The sequence below is a fragment of the Pseudomonas sp. S5F11 genome (assembly GCF_019641515.1).
Lineage (GTDB): Bacteria > Pseudomonadota > Gammaproteobacteria > Pseudomonadales > Pseudomonadaceae > Aquipseudomonas > Aquipseudomonas rhodesiae.
This window is the reverse complement of sequence record NZ_JAIFJZ010000001.1, coordinates 1,999,699-2,017,691: the sequence shown is the minus strand read 5'-3', so window position 1 is coordinate 2,017,691 and position 17,993 is coordinate 1,999,699. Positions and strand designations below refer to the sequence as shown.

Annotated in this window: 20 protein-coding genes, 1 tRNA gene and 1 pseudogene; 11 read left to right on the top strand and 11 right to left on the bottom strand. The window is 61.3% G+C overall.

Annotated elements, in window-relative coordinates:
• Positions 1-9 precede the first annotated feature (9 nt).
• Together K1567_RS08940 and K1567_RS08935 are read right to left on the bottom strand one after the other, a co-directional pair.
• Positions 10-888 (bottom strand): dihydrodipicolinate synthase family protein, encoded by an 879-nt coding sequence (locus tag K1567_RS08940; protein ID WP_034096350.1) that lies wholly within the window; start codon positions 886-888, stop codon positions 10-12.
• Positions 889-917: 29 nt separating this feature from the next.
• Positions 918-1,700, bottom strand: coding sequence for an aldolase (locus K1567_RS08935; RefSeq protein WP_034096351.1), 783 nt, complete (start codon positions 1,698-1,700; stop codon positions 918-920).
• A gap of 160 nt (positions 1,701-1,860) precedes the next feature.
• Here K1567_RS08935 and K1567_RS08930 point away from each other — a divergent pair, with 160 nt between their 5' ends.
• Positions 1,861-2,388 (top strand): helix-turn-helix domain-containing protein, encoded by a 528-nt coding sequence (locus K1567_RS08930; protein WP_034096352.1) that lies wholly within the window; start codon positions 1,861-1,863, stop codon positions 2,386-2,388.
• A gap of 338 nt (positions 2,389-2,726) precedes the next feature.
• On the opposite strand, the gene K1567_RS08925 is transcribed toward K1567_RS08930, so the two are convergent.
• Positions 2,727-3,743, bottom strand: coding sequence for a DUF4917 family protein (locus K1567_RS08925; protein ID WP_220698386.1), 1,017 nt, complete (start codon positions 3,741-3,743; stop codon positions 2,727-2,729).
• A 124-nt stretch (positions 3,744-3,867) separates the two neighbouring features.
• Here K1567_RS08925 and yiaY point away from each other — a divergent pair, with 124 nt between their 5' ends.
• Positions 3,868-5,016 (top strand): L-threonine dehydrogenase, encoded by a 1,149-nt coding sequence (gene yiaY / locus K1567_RS08920; RefSeq protein WP_040267558.1) that lies wholly within the window; start codon positions 3,868-3,870, stop codon positions 5,014-5,016.
• On the opposite strand, the pseudogene K1567_RS08915 reads toward yiaY, so the two are convergent.
• Positions 4,983-6,169, bottom strand: a pseudogene (locus K1567_RS08915) (MFS transporter). The gene yiaY and the pseudogene K1567_RS08915 sit on opposite strands and share 34 nt — an antisense overlap.
• A 113-nt stretch (positions 6,170-6,282) precedes the next feature.
• Here K1567_RS08915 and K1567_RS08910 point away from each other — a divergent pair.
• From K1567_RS08910 to K1567_RS08890, 5 genes are all read left to right on the top strand, one after another.
• Positions 6,283-6,957: an NAD(P)H-binding protein gene (locus tag K1567_RS08910; RefSeq protein ID WP_034112366.1), complete on the top strand. Its 675-nt coding sequence runs from the start codon at positions 6,283-6,285 to the stop codon at positions 6,955-6,957.
• Positions 6,957-7,910: a LysR family transcriptional regulator gene (locus K1567_RS08905; protein WP_034096357.1), complete on the top strand. Its 954-nt coding sequence runs from the start codon at positions 6,957-6,959 to the stop codon at positions 7,908-7,910. The genes K1567_RS08910 and K1567_RS08905 overlap by 1 nt, the downstream gene beginning before the upstream one ends.
• A gap of 102 nt (positions 7,911-8,012) precedes the next feature.
• The gene (locus K1567_RS08900; RefSeq protein WP_034096358.1) at positions 8,013-9,206 is read left to right on the top strand and encodes a CaiB/BaiF CoA-transferase family protein; all 1,194 of its coding nucleotides are present in this window, start codon (positions 8,013-8,015) and stop codon (positions 9,204-9,206) included.
• On the top strand, positions 9,203-10,144 hold the full coding sequence (locus tag K1567_RS08895) for a hydroxymethylglutaryl-CoA lyase (protein ID WP_220698385.1): 942 nt from the start codon (positions 9,203-9,205) through the stop codon (positions 10,142-10,144). The genes K1567_RS08900 and K1567_RS08895 overlap by 4 nt, the downstream gene beginning before the upstream one ends.
• Before the next feature lie 59 nt (positions 10,145-10,203).
• The gene (locus K1567_RS08890) at positions 10,204-11,532 is read left to right on the top strand and encodes an MFS transporter (protein WP_034096360.1); all 1,329 of its coding nucleotides are present in this window, start codon (positions 10,204-10,206) and stop codon (positions 11,530-11,532) included.
• Between the two features lie 7 nt (positions 11,533-11,539).
• On the opposite strand, the gene K1567_RS08885 is transcribed toward K1567_RS08890, so the two are convergent.
• Entirely contained in the window at positions 11,540-12,025 is a 486-nt protein-coding gene (locus tag K1567_RS08885; protein WP_040267561.1) for a DMT family transporter, read from the bottom strand.
• 78 nt (positions 12,026-12,103) lie between these two features.
• On the opposite strand from K1567_RS08885, the gene K1567_RS08880 reads away from it, so the two are divergent.
• From K1567_RS08880 to K1567_RS08865, 4 genes are all read left to right on the top strand, one after another.
• Positions 12,104-13,027 carry a LysR substrate-binding domain-containing protein gene (locus tag K1567_RS08880; RefSeq protein WP_376753341.1) on the top strand — a complete coding sequence of 308 codons (924 nt, stop codon included), beginning with the start codon at positions 12,104-12,106 and terminating at the stop codon, positions 13,025-13,027.
• A gap of 52 nt (positions 13,028-13,079) precedes the next feature.
• Positions 13,080-13,490, top strand: coding sequence for a fosfomycin resistance glutathione transferase (gene fos, locus K1567_RS08875; protein ID WP_220698384.1), 411 nt, complete (start codon positions 13,080-13,082; stop codon positions 13,488-13,490).
• 49 nt (positions 13,491-13,539) lie between these two features.
• Positions 13,540-14,181: a LysE family translocator gene (locus K1567_RS08870; protein ID WP_040267566.1), complete on the top strand. Its 642-nt coding sequence runs from the start codon at positions 13,540-13,542 to the stop codon at positions 14,179-14,181.
• 118 nt (positions 14,182-14,299) lie between these two features.
• Entirely contained in the window at positions 14,300-14,827 is a 528-nt protein-coding gene (locus K1567_RS08865; protein WP_034137333.1) for a DUF4142 domain-containing protein, read from the top strand.
• Between the two features lie 54 nt (positions 14,828-14,881).
• Here the strand turns inward: K1567_RS08865 and K1567_RS08860 are convergent, their stop codons facing one another.
• The 6 genes from K1567_RS08860 to K1567_RS08835 form a co-directional block, all read right to left on the bottom strand.
• A complete protein-coding gene (locus K1567_RS08860; protein ID WP_034096366.1) occupies positions 14,882-15,307 on the bottom strand; it encodes a low affinity iron permease family protein in 426 nt (141 codons plus the stop codon).
• A gap of 431 nt (positions 15,308-15,738) precedes the next feature.
• The gene (locus K1567_RS08855; RefSeq protein WP_220698383.1) at positions 15,739-16,239 is read right to left on the bottom strand and encodes a methylated-DNA--[protein]-cysteine S-methyltransferase; all 501 of its coding nucleotides are present in this window, start codon (positions 16,237-16,239) and stop codon (positions 15,739-15,741) included.
• A 102-nt stretch (positions 16,240-16,341) separates the two neighbouring features.
• A complete protein-coding gene (locus K1567_RS08850) occupies positions 16,342-16,683 on the bottom strand; it encodes a hypothetical protein (RefSeq protein ID WP_309475191.1) in 342 nt (113 codons plus the stop codon).
• Positions 16,684-16,766: 83 nt separating this feature from the next.
• Positions 16,767-17,072 carry a DUF6482 family protein gene (locus K1567_RS08845; protein WP_034096782.1) on the bottom strand — a complete coding sequence of 102 codons (306 nt, stop codon included), beginning with the start codon at positions 17,070-17,072 and terminating at the stop codon, positions 16,767-16,769.
• Between the two features lie 40 nt (positions 17,073-17,112).
• Entirely contained in the window at positions 17,113-17,637 is a 525-nt protein-coding gene (locus K1567_RS08840; protein WP_220698382.1) for a DUF3833 domain-containing protein, read from the bottom strand.
• Between the two features lie 216 nt (positions 17,638-17,853).
• Positions 17,854-17,927, bottom strand: a tRNA-Gly gene (locus tag K1567_RS08835).
• Positions 17,928-17,993: the final 66 nt, after the last annotated feature.

Here is a 17,993-nt window from a genome sequence, read left to right as displayed (position 1 = left end):
CGTTTTCATTCAAAGGGCTTCCAGCAAGCCCTTGAGTTGATTGCGTGCGGTATCGCCCAGCGGGAACACCGGTAACCGCGGGTCTCCCACCTCCAAACCGGTCAAGCCCAAGCCCGCCTTGATCGTCGCCGGCAGCCCGCCCTTGAGGATGAAGTCCAGCAGCGGCAACTGTTGATAGAACAGGGCCTGCGCCTGGCTCAGGTCATTGGCCAGCACCGCGTCATACAACGCCAGGTTCAGCGCTGGGATCAGGTTCGGCGCCGCCGTGCACCAGCCCTTGGCGCCGGCCACGAAGGCTTCCAGCGCCAGTGGGTTACAGCCGTTGTAGAACGGCACATCGCTGCGACGACGCAACTGGTGCATGCGCTGGATATCGCCGGTGCTCTCCTTGACCATGGTCACGTTGTCGACCTGTTCCACGATACGCAGGATCAAGTCCACCGACATGTCCGTACCGCTAGTGGCCGGGTTGTTGTAGAGCATGATGGGCACGCCGATGCTGGCGCCGATCGCGGCGTAGTGGGCGAGGATTTCGGCTTCGCTGAGTTTCCAGTAGGAGGCAGGCAGCACCATCACGACGTCGGCGCCATGAGCTTCGGCGTAGCGCGCGCGGCGCACGGCTTTGGCGGTGGTCAGGTCGGACACGCTGACGATGGTCGGCACGCGTTTGCCGACTTTTTCCAGGCTGTAGGCGCTGACTTCGTCCCACTCGGTGTCGCTCAGATACGCGCCTTCTCCGGTGCTGCCCAAGGGCGCGATGGCATGCACACCGCCGGCGATCAAGCGGTCGATGGAGCGGCCGAGCGCGTCGAAGTCGATGCGTTGCCCATCGGCACTGAACGGGGTGATGGTGTAGCCGATGATGCCGTGAATGTTGAGGCTGGACATGGGAATTCTCCGGTCAAAAAGGGGGGGCTTCAGTTCAGGCAATCGACGTGCTGGCGCAGGGTCTGCCGTGCGTAGTAGTTGAACGCGGCGCCGTGGCGCTTGGGTTTGGAGATCCAGTCATGGGCCTCGCGCCCCAGTTCCGGCAAGATCGGTTGGATCGTCCCGGCCGCCATTGCCAGCAACTGCAACCTGGCCGCGCGTTCGATCAACTGCGCGATCACGCAGGCCTCCTCGATGGCTGCCCCGGTCGACAACTGGCCGTGGTGCGAGAGCAGAATCGCGCGTTTGTCCCCCAGGGCCGTGGTGATGATTGCCCCTTCCTCATTGCCCACCGGCACACCCGGCCAGGTTTGCAGGAATGCGCAGTCGTCGTACAGCGGGCAGAGGTCCATGTGCGAGACCTGCAACGGCACTTCTAGCATCGACAGCGCGGCGACATGGGTAGGGTGGGTGTGGATGATGCAATTCACATCCGGGCGGCCACGGTATACCCAGGTATGAAAGCGGTTGGCCGGGTTGGGAATGCCGTGGCCTTCCAGCACTTCCAGGTCTTCGTTGACCAGCAGTAGGTTGCTGGCGGTGATTTCGTCAAACCCCAGGCCTAACGGCTGGGTGTAATAGGTGCCTGGCATTGGCCCGCGTGCGGTGATCTGCCCGGCCAGGCCGGAGTCGTGGCCATGGTCGAACAGGATGCGACAAGTGAGCGCCAGCTTTTGCCGGTCGGTCCACGTATTATCCGCCAGGGTGTTTTGCATCTGGGTCAGTGCATGCTTGACCAGTTGGTCTTTGGGGAGCGCTAATGTCTTGGCCATATCGGTGTCCTTTGAGGGTTGCAATGGACGTCGGATTTGCTGGTCTCCCGCTGCTCGCAAGGTCGTTGGGTGAACGCAAATGACACTAAAGATGCTATATGACACAAAGTGTCATTGGCAAGCACGGCTCATCGTTTCCTGCATGGATTAATCGCAGCGCATGTCTATCCGTTTGAAATTATTGAGAAAAAAACTTGGCGTTACTTTGGAGACCCTGGCGGAAAAGTCCGGGATGACCAAAAGTTACCTGTCCAAGGTGGAACGCGGGCTCAACACGCCATCCATCGCCGCCGCGCTGAAATTGGCCAAGGCCCTCAACGTGAACGTCGAGGAGTTGTTCAGCGAGGAACGCGCAAGTCTCGACAGCTACAGCCTGGTGCGCAGCCATGAGCGCCCCGACACCTCGCCGGGCTATGCCGTGCTTGCCCATCAGGTCAGCGAACGCAGCCTGTTGCCCTTTATCATCTACCCGCCCGCAGAGTTCTCCGACAAGACCTTCAAGGAACACGTGGGGGAAGAGTTTCTGTTCGTGCACGAAGGCCAGGTGGAAGTGGATTTCATGACCGAACGCGTGACCCTCGAGCGCGGCGATGCGCTGCATTTCAACGCGCAGAAGCCGCACCGCATCCGCTCGCTGGGGCCGGTGCAGGCGCAGCTGTTGGTGGTGGTTCACAGTACTGATGAGTGAGGTTCTTGCAGTAAGCAGGTTGTCCCGCGCGGGACCGCGAAACGGCTCCCAAGCCAAGCGCCTGCCAGGTAAAACCACTTTGTCTGGAGTGGGGCTGCTCCACAGCCCAGCGCAGGGCAAGCCTGCTCACCACGGCGTTACGCATCAGCCTTTGAGATGTGTGTAGAGACCTGTGTCAGTCAGCTCATGGGTAACTGATACGCCGCTATCGGAGGCATGGGTATCTACATCTCTTCGGTGAAAACATCACCTGAAAAATGCGGTTTTAGTGGTGAGCAGGCTTGCCCTGCGCGAGGCAAGCCCGTTCACCACAGCGCTATAGAGCCGCTTTAGGATATCTATGTCTCCACGGGGACCGACAACGCCGAGTTACCCAATGCATGGGTGCGCGCCGCAAAGAACTTCAGCGCGACTCCAGTGCCGTCGAACAACTGCGAATACCGGCGCTTCTGCTGACGAATGAACCCCTCACTGCGCCCCGACACCGAGATCGCCAATGTGCTGGGGCGAGCGTGGCGAATCGCGTCCACCAGGTGGCTGTCCTGCGTGCCCAGCTCGTGGCCGAAGACGCACAACGCACCCTGATGGTTGAGCAGTTGCGCGTAACAGTACGACAGGTAATCCGAACTGCGGATGGTCTTGAGCTTCTCCTGAACGCTGCCTTCGCTGACGAACAGCGGCACATCGTCCAGGGTCTTGAGGGTGTTGTTGATCGCGAAACTGCTGAGCAGGGTGCTGTCGGTACTCGGCAGTTTGCGCGCGGTGCCGTCGAGGTTGCGCACCAGATGCAGGCCGCCATGCAGGTAGAGGATACGCGTGGCGTCGGTGCGGGTGTCACGTAGATCGAAGCAAGCTTCGGCGCCGCGAAACAGGTCATCAATGCCCGGGGAGTGCAGGATCGCCCAATAGTTGAGCAAATCGTAATTGCTGGTGAACACCGTGGGGTAGCGGGCCAGCTCGCCATTGATCGCCGCCAGGGTCGAGGGCTGCACCAGGCGCCATGGGATATGCACGGCGTGGATGGTATTGATCAGCGCTTCCTTGATCGCGTAATAGCGATTGCGTGGCGCGGCTGAGCTGACTGCCAGCGCTTTGTTGACCCGGCTGGTGGTTTTCAACGCGCCCAGGGCTTGCTCGAAGCTGCGGGTCTGTAACGCATCAAACACACTGAGTTCGGAGGCGCTCAAGGGTTTTTCTTCGACGGTGCGGGCGTTTTCGAACAGTGAGTCGTAGGCAAAGTCTTCCCAGATCGCCCGGCTGGCGCCGTTGCCGATCAGTATCGCGCTGAAGTCGTGGGTGCTACGCAGCGCGCTCCAGTCTTCAAGGTGGGCGTCAATATCCTGGAAATCCTTCATTGCGGCGGGTCTACTCGAAATCGGCTGGGCGGTGACTTTATCACGAGCCGGCGTTGATCTTGATCAAGGTGCGCCAGGCGGCTGAGGTTGATGCTGTACCTATAACGTCATCCGAGGATTCGCCATGAGCAGCACTTTCTTTATTCCCGCCGTCAACATCATGGGCACCGATTGCCTCGACGAAGCCATGAATGCCATTCGCAACTATGGTTTTCGCAAGGCCCTGATCGTCACCGACGCAGGGCTTGCCAAGGCCGGCGTGGCCGCGATGATCGCCGAGAAACTGGCGATGCAGGACATCGACTCGGTGATATACGACGGCGCCAAACCCAACCCCAATGTGGAAAACGTCGAGAAAGGCCTGGCACTGTTGCAGCGCAGCGCTTGCGACTTTGTGGTGTCCCTGGGCGGCGGCTCGCCCCATGACTGCGCCAAGGGCATTGCACTGTGCGCCACCAACGGTGGGCATATCGGCGACTACGAAGGTGTCGACCGATCCAGCAAACCGCAACTGCCGCTGGTGGCCATCAACACCACCGCCGGCACCGCCAGCGAAATGACCCGGTTCTGCATCATCACCGACGAAACCCGCCACGTGAAAATGGCCATTGTCGACCGTAACGTTACCCCGCTGCTGTCGGTCAACGACCCATCGCTGATGGTCGGCATGCCCAAGGGCCTCACTGCCGCCACCGGCATGGACGCCCTGACCCACGCCATCGAAGCCTACGTGTCCACCGCCGCCACGCCGATCACCGACGCTTGCGCGATCAAGGCCATTGAACTGATCAGCGCCAACCTGCGCCTGGCCGTACGTGACGGCAGCGACAAAGTTGCGCGGGAGAACATGGCCTACGCGCAGTTCCTCGCCGGCATGGCCTTCAACAACGCGTCCCTGGGCTTCGTGCACGCCATGGCGCACCAGTTGGGCGGTTTCTACGATCTGCCCCACGGCGTGTGCAACGCGGTATTGCTGCCTCACGTACAAAGCTTCAATGCCAGCGTCAGCGCCAAGCGCCTGAGCGACGTCGGCCGCGCCCTGGGCGCCGATACCCAAGGCGCCAGTGACGAAGAGGGCGCCCAACTCGCCATCGCCGCCATCCGCAGCCTGGCCCACGACGTGGAAATCCCCGCCGGCCTGCGCGAACTGGGCGCCAAGTTGCAGGACATTCCCCTGCTGGCCACCAACGCACTTAAGGACGCCTGCGGGCTGACCAACCCACGCCGGGCCGATCAGCGTCAGATTGAGGAGATCTTTCGCAGCGCGTTTTGATCTGCCTTGCAACGGGCGACGCAGATCCACGCGCCGCCCGCTAATGCCACGCACAGAAGCGCCAGAGGCGATGCCTGCTGAGTGACCAGCAGGCTCGCCACGCCACCGATCATGGCCGCCATCAACTGATGGGTAAAACCACTCAAGGCCATGGCGTACGAGCCGCTAATGGGCGCCCCATCGTTGGCCAGTGACAGGCTGATGGGGTAGCTCATTGACTGGCCCAGAACGGCCACGCAATACGGCAGCCACAGCAGCACGGCAAGCCCACTCGCAAACACACTGCCCAGCAACATCACGGCGCTACCCAATAGCACCAGCGCAACCCCCCAACTCATCATGGTCAATCGCCCCGTGCGTGCCACGAAGCGATTGACCATCAAGGCGCCTGCCAGATACGCCCCGCTGATCGGCCAACCCAGCCAACCGTATTGCGCCGCGCTCCACTGAAAATGCCCCTGCAGGATTAGCGGAGCGCAAGTATTGAACGCGATGATCACCCCGTAACCCAAACCGCCGAGCAGCGCGGCATGCAAGAAGGGTGGGTGCCGCGCAATCGTGGCGTAAATGCGCCATGGGGGAGCGAGGAATCGGCTTTCAATAATTTAGGAAACGTCACACGTTGCAAGACCATCATCAAGAGGGCTGAGCCGATGGCTAGGCCATAGAAAATTGCCTCCCAGCCAAACGCCAGTTGCACCCTAGATCCCGCAAACTGGCCGATGCCCAGTGCGATGACAAACGTCATCCCCAGCCACGACAACCCCTTGGCCAGAAGCGCGCCGCTGAAACTGTCCCGTACCAGAACCCTCGCCATCACCGATACACCGCCCGCGCCAAAGCCCTGAATCAGACGCAAGGTCAAAAACACTTCAACGTTGAACGCTGATGGAATGGTCGCGCTGGCCAACCCATACAGCGCGAGCGCCGCCAGCAGCACCGGCTTACGGCCAAACCGCTCACCCAGGCTGCCCCACAGCAACATCGGCAGCGCCATGCCTACCAAATACACCGCCAGCGCCAGAGCCACTCGATCCTCGGCGGCGGGCAGAGCAAGGGCGATGGCCGGAACCGCCGGCAAGTAGCTGCTGATGCCAACTTGGGCGAGGAAAGCGGCACTGCAGGCGAGCGCAAGGGTGGTGGTGCTTTTCAATGGCAAGCTTCCTTATTGTTGTTTGGCCGTGGAGCTACAGCGGGGACGCCACAAGCTGGTAGTGTATTTGTCTTCAGGATGCCGTTCATGGCGGGCCTTTGAAGGTAAACCTTATGAGAGTTCTGTTATTTGGCGCCACTGGCATGGTCGGCCAGGGCGTGTTGCGCGAGTGCCTGCTGGCGGCGGATGTGCAGGAGGTCGTCGCGGTTGGCCGTACGCCGCTGCCTCAGGTGCATGGCAAGCTGCATCAGGTGTTGCACGCCGATATGCTGGATTTCCAGCCGTTGGAAAATCTGTTGCAGGGCTTCGATGCGTGTTTCTTCTGCCTGGGTGTTTCTTCGGCGGGCATGAGTGAAGCGCGCTACACCCATCTGACTTACGACCTGACCCTCGTCGCCGCCAGTACCCTGGCGCGGCTCAATCCGCAGATGACGTTTATCTACGTGTCCGGCGCCGGCACCGACAGTACCGAGAAGGGCAAGTCGATGTGGGCGCGGGTCAAGGGCAAGACCGAGAATGCTCTGCTGCGCTTGCCGTTCAAGGCGGTCTACCTGTTCCGCCCCGGGGTGATTCAGCCGTTGCATGGCGTGCGTTCCAAGACGCCGCTGTATCAGGCGTTCTACAGGCTGTTCGGGCCGTTGCTTTCGTTGGTGCGTCGGATAAAACCCGAATGGGTAGTGAGCACCGAGTCGGTGGGGCGTGGGATGCTGGCGGCGGTACGCCATGGCGCGCCGCAGGCAGTGGTGGAACAGGCCCAGATCCAGCGTCTGGCCAGCGAGCGTGTGTGATGTTGCACAAGAGCCTGGTGCGGCGCCTGGACTTGATCACCCTGCAACTATTCGTCGCGGTGTTCGAAGAGGGCACGCTGACCCGCGCCGCCACCCGTGAAGCCATCGCAGTGTCCGCCGCCAGCAAACGCTTGATGGAATTGGAGCAGGTGCTCGGAGTCAGCCTGTTTGTGCGCCGGGCCAAAGGCATGGAGCTGACGGCAGCCGGCGAGACCCTGCTACACCATGCACGCAGGATGCTGTTCAACGTCGAAAAAATGGGCCTGGAGCTGGGCGAACACAGCCATGGTGTGCGCGGTTATGTGCGGATGCTGGCCAATCTGTCCGCGATCATTCAGTTCCTGCCCGAAGACCTGCGGGATTTTTCCGAGCTGCATCCCGAAGTCAAAACCGATCTGGAAGAGCGCCCCAGCAACGGCGTAGTGCAGGGTGTACTGGACGGGGTGGCGGACCTGGGGATCTGCTCCTGCGACACCGACACCAAGGGCCTGCCCAGCGTGACCTATCGCCACGACAAACTGGTGGTGCTGATGCCGGCCGATCATCCGCTCGCGGCCCGGCCGGCCCTGGCGTTCGCCGACACCCTGGGCAGCGATCACATCGGCCTGCACGCCGCCAGCTCGATCAACATGCGCACCCATGCAGCCGCGCGCGAGGCTGGCCAGATGCTGCGCCTGCGCATTCATGTGCCGGGGTTCGATGCGATGTGTCGCATGGTCCAGGCCAAGATGGGCATCGGCATCCTGCCGCGCAAAGCCTATGAGCTGTTCGGTCGCCCGCTGGGCCTGCACGCCGTGGCGCTGACGGACGCCTGGTCGGACCGCAGTCTGATCCTGGTCGTACGTGATGAAACACAGTTGTCGCCCGTCAGCCGTTTACTGTTCGACTACCTGAGTCTCTCAGTGCCTTCCCTGGAGCGGCCTGACAGCCTGGTCCTACGGAAAAATCCCTGAGCGTTCGCGTTTAACGAACGCTCCTTGCCAACTGACGGTTGGATTTCTCCCGCGGCGGTCCTCTAGCCTTGGTCACTATTCCAAGAATAAGAGGGACTCCCGATGACGGCTCCACTAAGCGGAATCAAGGTGATCGAGATCGGCACGCTGATCGCAGCGCCGTTTGCCGCACGGCTGATGGCAGAATTTGGCGCCGATGTGATCAAGATCGAATCCATGGGGCAGGGCGATCCGCTTCGCAAATGGCGAAAGCTGCACGAGGGCACTTCGCTGTGGTGGTACCTGCAATCGCGCAACAAGAAATCCCTGGCCCTGGACCTCAAGTCCAGTGAAGGCCTGGACCTGATCAAGCAACTGCTCGGCGATGCCGACGTCCTAATCGAAAACCTGCGCCCCGGCGGCCTGGAAAAACTCGGCCTGGGCTGGGAGGTGCTGCACGCGCTGAACCCTAAGCTGACCCTGGTGCGCATCTCCGGCTACGGCCAGACCGGACCGTACCGTGATCGTCCGGGTTTTGGTGCCATCGGCGAGGCCATGGGCGGCATTCGCTACACCACCGGCAACCCGGAATCGCCTCCGGCGCGGGTCGGGGTAAGCCTCGGCGATTCCCTGGCCTCGTTGCATGGAGTGATCGGCGCGTTGATGTCATTGCTGCGGGTCAAGACCGGCCAGGGCGAGGGGCAGATCGTCGATGTGTCCCTGGCTGAAAGCGTGTTCAACGTGATGGAAAGCCTGGTGCCGGAATACGACATGCTCGGCCATGTGCGCGAGCGCAGCGGCGGTGCGTTGCCCGGCATCGCGCCATCCAATACCTACCCGACCGCCGACGGTGCCTACGTGGTGATCGCCGGCAACAGCGACCCGATCTACAGGCGTCTGATGCACGCCATCGGCCGCTCCGACCTGGCCGACGCGCCCGAACTTGCCCACAACGACGGCCGCGCCGCCCAAAGCGCCGTGCTGGACGCGGCCATTACTCACTGGACCAGCAGCCAGCCCATCGACCGCGTGCTCAGCGCCCTGGAGGCTGCCGAAGTGCCGGCCGGTCGCATTTATTCAGTGGCGGATATCGTCAGTGATCCGCACTACCAGGCCCGCGACATGCTGCTCGATGCCCAGTTGCCCGGCGGTGTGTCGGTGAAGATGCCAGGCATCGTGCCCAAGCTCTCGCAAACCCCCGGCGGCGTGAATTGGCAGGGGCCCGCGCTGGGTCAGCACACCGACGAAATCCTCGGCAACCTGGGCTTGGGTGGTCCTGATATCCAACGCTTGAGAGCTTCGGGGGTGGTGCAATGATCCAGCGTTATGACGACCCGTTGATCGTGCAGGAAGTGTCGCCGCGCGATGGCCTGCAGATCGAGCCGACCTGGGTCGAGACCGCCGATAAGATTGCCTTGATCGATCAGTTGTCCCTCGCCGGTTTTTCCCGCATCGAAGCCGGCTCGTTCGTGTCGCCCAAGGCCATCCCGGCGCTGCGCGACGGCGAGCAGGTGTTCCAGGGCATCGAACGTCGGCCGGGGGTGATCTACGTGGCGCTGATCCCCAACCTCAAGGGGGCTCAGCGTGCTATCGAATCCCGCGCCGACGAATTGAACCTGGTGATGTCCGCCAGCCAAACCCACAACCTGGCCAATATGCGCATGCGCTGCGAAGCGTCCTTGGCGGCGTTCGCCGATGTCGCGCGGTTCGCCGCCGAGCATCCGGTACGTCTCAACGGCAGCATCGCCACCACCTTTGGATGCCCGTTCGAAGGCAAGATCGACGAAGACCGGGTGCTGCAGATTGTCGAGGCGTACCAGGCGCTGGGTATCCAGGGCATTAGCCTGGCCGACACCACCGGCATGGCCAACCCGCGTCAGGTGACGCGCCTGGTCAAACGCGTGTTGCAGCGGGTTTCTGCGCGGGATCTGACCCTGCATTTTCATAACACCCGCGGCTTGGGCCTGTGCAATGTGCTGGCGGCCTATGACGCCGGCGCGCGCCGCTTCGATGCAGCGCTCGGCGGCCTGGGCGGCTGCCCGTTTGCGCCGGGGGCGTCGGGCAATATCTGCACTGAAGATTTGGTCAACCTGTGTGATGAAGTGGGCATTCACACCGGTATCGACCTGCCGCAACTGTTGCAGTTGTCCCGGCGCTTGCCGGCGCTGCTGGGTCACGAATTGCCCGGCCAGGTGGTCAAGGCTGGGCGTAATTGCGACCTGCATCCACCACCGGCGTACACCGCCGCGTTGTAACGCTACACCAGACAACAAAAACAATCGGACGCCGTAGAGCGATCCGCTGGGAGAAAACAATGAGCACCAATACAGTAGAGACCGGCGCGCGCCCGGTCGGTGATGTCGATCCGGTCAAAGCGGTGGTTCACAAGGTTGCGTGGCGCCTGATGCCGCTGATCATGGTGTGCTATCTGTTCGCCTTTTTCGATCGCATCAATATCAGCTTCGCCAAGTTCCAGCTGCAGGCCGACCTGGGCCTTAGTAACACCGCCTACGGTCTGGGCGCGGGGCTGTTCGTGATCGGCTACGTGATCTTCGAGGTGCCGAGCAACATGATGCTGTACCGGGTCGGCGCGCGCCGCTGGATCGCGCGGATCATGGTGTCCTGGGGCCTGGCCACGGCGGCCATGGTGTTCGTCACGGCCGAGTGGCAGTTCTACGCCCTGCGCTTTCTGATCGGGGCCATGGAGGCGGGGTTTGCCCCTGGCGTGCTGTATTACCTGACCTTGTGGTTTCCCCAGGACTTCCGTGGGCGCATCACCTCGATGCTGTTTCTCGCCTCGGCCTTTTCCGGGCTGGTAGGCGCGCCGTTCTCCGGCCTGGTGCTGGAGCATATGGACGGCGTGCTGCAAATGCGCGGCTGGCACTGGCTGTTCCTGCTCGGCGGTCTGCCGTGCGTGGGGCTGGCCTGGATGGTACTCACCCAATTCAAGGACCGCATCGAGGACGCGCCCTGGCTCAGCGCCGAAGAGAAAACCCTGCTGGCCAGCCGCATCGCGGTGCACGAAGTGCACAAGAAAGGCTCGCTGCTGCAAGCCTTGCGGATTCCCGGATTTCTGATGTTGGGACTGATTTACTTCCTGATCCAGGTGGCGTCCTACGGCCTCAACTTCTGGGCGCCGCAATTGATCCGCAGCGCGGGTATCGAAAGCGCGGTGGTGATCGGTCTGCTGACCGCCATTCCGTATATCTGCGGGGCTATCACCATGGTGGTGGTGGGGCGGTGGTCGGATGCCACAGGCGAACGGCGCAAGTTCGTTAGCGGCTTGGTGGTCATGGGCGCGGTCGGGTTTTTCTGCGCGGGCATCTTCGATGATCAGCAGGTGTTTCTAATTATCGCGTTGGGCCTTTTGGGCGCCGGCATCATTGCCTCGATCCCAACGTTCTGGACCTTGCCGCCCAAACTGCTGGCCGGTGCCGGGGCGGGCGCGGCGGGCGGGATTGCGCTGATCAACACGCTGGGGCAACTGGGTGGGATCGTCAGCCCGGTGATGGTGGGTCGCATCAAGGACATCACCGGCACCACCACGCCGGCGCTGTATGTGATCGGCGTGTGTGCGTTGATCGCCGCTGCGTTGCTGATGTGGGGCCTGCCGCAGAAAATGCGCACGTCCGACAAGCGCTGACGCGGGTTCACGCGGACGCCAGCGCTTTGGCTGGCGCGCCGCCGAACTGAATCAACGCCACGCCCCCCATCAGCAACAACGCCCCGACCACCCGGGGCGTTGTCAGTTGACGCTCTGCCAGACCGAACAGGCCGAAGTGGTCGAGCATCAGCGAGGCCAGCATCTGCCCGGCCAACGCCAGCGCGACAAACCCCGACGCGCCCAATTTGGGCAGCAGCATCAGCGCCAGGGAAATAAAACACACACCAAAGGCACCACCGGCCCACATCCACAGGGGCGCCTGGGTGATAAAGGCCAGGCTCGGCAACGGCAGGCGCAGCGCCAACATCACCGGCAGCAGCACCACAATGCTCACCAGCAGCGAGGCCAGCGTGGCCCACAGCGGGTGGCCGAGGCCGCGCCCGAGGTTGGCGTTGATCGCGCTCTGAAATGGCACCACCGCGCCGGCGATCACGGCCAGCACTATCAGCCCAAGCCAATGCAAAGGGGTCATCTCGAATCTCCTGAATGGTTTCGCTGGACTCTAGGGTATTCGTCAAGCAAATTTAAATTCCAAGTTCTTATGATAAGCATGCAGCTGATGAATGATCTGCGTCGCATCGACCTCAATCTGCTGGTGATCCTCGACGCGTTGCTCACTGAGCAGCACGTCACCCGCGCCGCCGAGCGCCTGCACCTGAGCCAGCCGGCGGTCAGCCATGCGCTGGCGCGTTTGCGCGATGTACTGGATGACCCGTTGCTGGTGCGCCAAGGCGGCACACTGGTGCCCACGGCCCGGGCCCTTGAGCTGGCTACGCCGCTGGCCGAAGCCTTGGCACAGGTGCAGGCGCTGCTGGCACCGAATCAATTTGACCCGGCATCGGCCAAGCGCCGGTTTCGTGTGGCGATGTCGGACTACAGCGCGGCGATTTTCCTACCGAGCCTGGTGCGCACTTTGCGCCGCGAAGCGCCCGGTATCGACCTGCAAATCGTGCAAACCAGCCGCGAAGGCATGGTCGACGGCATACTCAACGGCGACCTCGACCTGGCCGCCGGTGTGTTCCCCGATATCCCTAGGGAACTGCGCACCACGGCGCTGTTCGATGAGCACTACACCTGCCTGATCGATCGCGACAGCCTACCGGACAACGCCACGCTCGACCTGCCCACTTACCTGGCACGCCCCCACGTGCTGCTGGAAATGCGCGGCAGCGGCACCCCGGAAATCGAGCGGGCGCTGAGGGCGATCCGCCAGCGCCGACACGTGGCGATCAGCCTGCCGCACTGGGGCGTGGCGCCACAGTTGATCCTGGGCACGGACCTGATCCTGACGGTGTCCGCCCGTGGCGTGCAGAACGTTGATCATCGGCAATTGCTCACTCTGCCACCGCCGTTCGCTATTCCATCGTTTGCCTTCGAACTGGCCTGGCATGCGCGGCGGGGTGGGGATACGGGGCTGCAATGGCTGATTGGGCGTATACAAGCGGTGGTGGGTCGAGATCCGCTCGTTTCATAATCTGCGCTCGCACTGTTGGATCTTGCTCAAGCTATTGCGCCGAGGAAATATCATGCTTTCTGGCTTCAACCACCTGACTCTGGCCGTCACCGACGTGCCGCGCAGCGTCAATTTCTACCATGATGTGCTGGGGCTTCAGCTTGAAGCCACGTGGGATAATGGCGCGTATTTATCATTGCCGGGGTTGTGGTTGTGCCTGTCCCTCGACAGCTCATGCGGGTCGGAGCCGGCTGCGGACTACACGCATTACGCGTTCTCGGCTGAGCCTCAGGGGTTCACCGCGCTGGTCGAGCGTCTGCGTACCGCCGGCGTGCAGGAATGGCGCGATAACCGCAGCGAGGGCGCCTCGTTCTATTTTCTCGACCCGGACGGCCATAAGCTCGAAGTCCACGTCGGCGATCTGGCGTCGCGCCTGCGAGCCTGTCGCACGCGGCCTTATACCGGCATGACGTTTTACCCGTAAGGCCGGAACGTGCAAAATCCTTGCACCCTTCACTGATCAGAGTCGCGCCATGACCCCTTCCTTGCTGCTCGCTGTGCTTGCTTCGGGTTTTATCTACGGGATTACCCCTGGCCCCGGTGTACTGGCCGTGTTCGGCATCGGTGCCGCCCGTGGTCGGCGGGCCGGGGCGGGTTTTTTGTGCGGGCATTTGCTGGGGGACGTGGTGTGGTGCAGCACTGCGTTGATTGCCATCGTCGGTGCGCGGGAGGTGGGCAGCAGCGCGTTCGATGTGCTGGGCGTGCTCAGCGGTGCGTATTTGTTCTGGCTGGGCTGGCGCGCGATACGCACCCAGCGTCGCAGCAGCGATGCTCCCGAGGGCGCGGCGCGGCATCCGTTCTGGCACGGCATTCTGTTCGGCTTGACCAACCCCAAGGCCTACCCGGTGGCGGTGGCCACCTTTACTGCGTTGTTGTCCAGCCGTGCCGAGCTGCTGACCTGGTCGATGCTGCCGTGGTTGATCGTGTTGAGTTTTATCGGCGGGTTGCTGGCTTATGGGATTCTGGTCGGCGTGGTCGGCGCTCAGCGGGTGCGCACCCTGTACCAGCGCCATGAAATCCTTATCACCCGTCTCTGTGGCGTGATGTTTATCGGCTTCGCCATTAACGCCCTGGCCCATGCTTTGCCCGGCTTGTTTGGCAGCAAAGCGGCCTGACGAGCCGATGACCGTTCGTCGCACTGGTAAGTTTTTTCTAAACCTTTACTCCTGTGAAAATTCGAATTCAGGGCAGGGCCTGTGCCCCGCCCTAATTTTTGCTCTGGAGGAACCCATCATGAGCCGCATGGCTATCCGGTTACGCACCGCCAGTTTCGCGATGCTGCTGGGCCTCGGCGCCAGCAGTGCTTTCGCCCAGTCTCCTGCCGAATTCATCGAGAAGGCGTCGGCCAAGGGCATGGCCGATATCGAAACCAGTCGCATGGCCCACGCCAAAACCTCGTCCCAGGAAATCAAGGACTACACCATCGAAGTCATCAACGAGCGCACCCTGGCCAATCAGCACCTGGCGGCGATTGCCAAGAAGCTCGATCTGCCTGTGGCCCCGCGCGAACAGATCGTGGATAAAGCCGAGACCTTGATGCCCGAACTCAAGGACGGCGACTCTTTCGATGCCGCCTACACGGCCCAGCAGGTCAAGGAGAACGAAGAGGCCATCGCGCTGTTCAAGCAAGAAGGTGCCGCCTCGGATGTACCGGAAATAAAAGCGCTGGTGGATGAAACGTTGCCACGCTTGGAAGAGCGTCTGCAAAAGGCCCGCGCGCTGGCCTCGACCTATGGCAAAGGTCATCAAGGCGATGGTTGAACCCTACGCCTGAACCGAAAAACGGCGGCTGCATCACATCCAGCCGCCGTTTTTTTATGCCTGATTCAGGTCGGTTTTACTCGGCGCCGCATCGTCGGCGGCATGCCCGCAGCTGCTGTTGAGATTCATCGAGGCCGTTTTGCCGATGCTGCGGTATTCCTGGCGCAGTTTTTCCAGTTCCTTGCGGTCAAGGCCATCCAGGCTCAGTACGGCATTCTGCGCGTCCTTGGTCACCCGCAGCAGTTCGTCAATCTTGATATGCAGGATGTCGTTATCGCGGTTTTGCGTGTTCTGAATCAGGAACACCATCAGGAACGTGATGATGGTGGTCGATGTGTTGATGATCAGTTGCCAGGTGTCGTTGTAATGAAAATACGGCCCGCTCAGGCTCCATAGGCCGATCAACGCGACTGCCGCGTAGAACGTGCGCGCGCTGCCCGCCCAGCGAGACAGAGATTGGGAGACTGCAGAGAATTTCATGACCGGGTTCCTTAAAAAATACAGGTGATGAAATTCTGACCGCAGTCGCGCTCTAAAATTTATTTTTACAATTTTGCGATTGAATGCAGCGGAATGCTTGTCCGACATGTTTTCGGAGTGGGCCTACGGTCCCCTGCTGCCAGGCACTCAAGACTGGGCTTTTCCACCGGACATGCCCCATGCGCCTCAATGCCTCTTGTGACCTGCACACTCTCTATCGCCGCACCGAAGATTATTTTTTGCGCTGTTATGCCTGCTGCATCGGCGCTTCAGTGCCGATACCTGCGCCTATTTCACCGCGCAAAAATCAAGCCCGTTTAACGTTCTTTCTGGAGGCTACAGCGAGTGGCAGCTCGGTGTATCGAAAGTTGGGGTTCGAACCGTTATACAACTGCAAGGCTTTTGTCCGCGGGCCCATCTTGCCCGCCTGATCAGAAGCCCATTTTCGTCTGGCCGCGATCCTCAAGGGCCAACAGATACTGCTTGGCCTCCAGCCCACCGGCAAACCCGGTCAAACCGCCTGACGCACCGATGACGCGATGGCAGGGGGCGATGATCGAAATGGGGTTCCGACCATTGGCCGCGCCCACGGCGCGTACCGCGCTTGGGTTGCCGATTTGCTGCGCGATCTGGCTGTAGCTGCGGGTTTCGCCGAAAGGGATGGTCAACAGCGCTCGCCACACCTGCTTCTGGAAGTCGGTGCCGGTGAACTCCAGTTCCAGCTCGAACCTATCGCGCCGGCCCGCGAAGTACTCCATCAACTGACGCTCGGTTTCCAACAGCACCGGGTTGTCGTCAGCAGCGCGTAACTCGCCGAGTCGAACCCGATTGGCGCGTTCGGTTTCCCACAAAATGGCACTGAGCTTGTCGTGGCGGGCCACCAGGGTGAGCTGGCCGACGGGGGAGGGCATGAGCATGTAGTCGTAGGACATAGGCGAACTCCTGGGAGGGCGACAGTTTAACGGCGCATCCCAACACTAGCGCCAACAGACTAAGTGGGCACTACGTTTCTTGCGCTCGAATTTTGCGCCCCTCTAGAAATTCCAATACACCCAGCTGGAGTAATTGGGGGCTACGTACCACCAGGCGATCAGAAACGGCACCTTCACTATCGTCGGTTGCCCTACGGCAAACAGTGAGAGGGTATTAAGCACAGTGACGACCAGCGCAAACAGGCTGACGCGCCGGCTGGCGTGGCGCTTGGCAAATCGTACGCCGTACACCGACCCAGCAAGGGAGGCCAACACCAGTAGCAACCCAAACGGCACCGGCAACCTCAGGAACGAAACCAGCAGGGGCAGCACCACCACCCAGCCCACCACCTGATGCAGGATGGGCTTGGGCGTGGTTTGTGGGTATTCAGGCATGGCGGTCATCTTGCTTCCGGGGGCAGGGGTCGCATCATCCTTACCGGAATCTTTCAGCGCATCCAGATTTTTCCGAACGTGATTTACCGCTGCTAAAAGGTCGCCTCCAGGGAAAACGGCACGCGCAACGCTTCGATGGGCCCATCGCGTACCCCGCACATTTCGTCATGGGCGCACTGTTGCACCAGCACGCAGGGGAAGGGTGCCACGCCTTGCAGCAGGTCGCGCAAGTGTGTGGTGGAGCGGATACGCAAAGGCTGGCCGTCCTCGCCCAACAACGTCATCTCGCCGTGAACCAGCCTGATGCGTGCCACATAGAAACCGCCCTCCAGCGACAGCAATTCCAGTTCGCGGACTTCGCCTTTTGCAGCCACATCCGACAGCATTTGCATATTCATCATTCATCCCCACGCCTGCCAGGCAGGCTGAAAAACCCGTTTATTGGCGACGGAAAAACAGCGTGACCTGGCCCCATTCCACGCCGAACTTGGACATGCTGGAGCGGTTGATCAGGGTGTCTTCGTCCATCAGGTACATCCAGTCGTCGAAGCTGACTTCGTACACCGAACCGTCCACCGGCAAGTTGAGCCGATAGCGCCAGCGCAACGCGTTGCCCGCCACCTCACCGATCGCCTCGCCGACCACATCGCCGGCGCGCCCACGCCAGCGCCCGGGGCCGTCCGGGGTGAGCGTCCATACGCGACGTTGGCGAGTGCCATCGCTGTACACGAAATGCTCGTCGAGAATCAGCTGGTTGCCCTCGCGCCGGCTGTCGATCTGCACTTCAAAGCGCTTGGCTACCTCGCCGGAACGCTTCTCGAAAATGCCCCAGGCCTTGACCGGCTTGCTGAAAAAACGCTCCAGATCCAGCTTGGGTTGCTGATCGGCATAGTGATCCACCCCCACGCCCGTGCAACTGCACAGACTTGCGACCAGCAATAGAGAAACCAGTAGACGCACCATGGCGGGGCTCCGTGATCGTGCGAGGCGAAGTGCCCCTATCGCCATTGATACTTGTACAAAATAATTGATTTGTACAGGTTTGCGCTGCGTCGTGATGCGTAAAGGTCGCAAGATCGGGTGGTATCACTGAATTTCGCCCATAAAAAAACCGGCCACCAAGGGCCGGTTTTCTTATGCACCCCCGTCAGCAACGGCGTGACGGGGAGCGAATCTGAGTGGAGCGGGTGAAGGGAATCGAACCCTCGTTATCAGCTTGGGAAGCTGGAGTAATGCCATTATACGACACCCGCTCAGAGCGGCTGACTTTGTACCAGATGCGCGCTGGGATTTGAAGTTTTTCTTTGGAAAATGTGCAG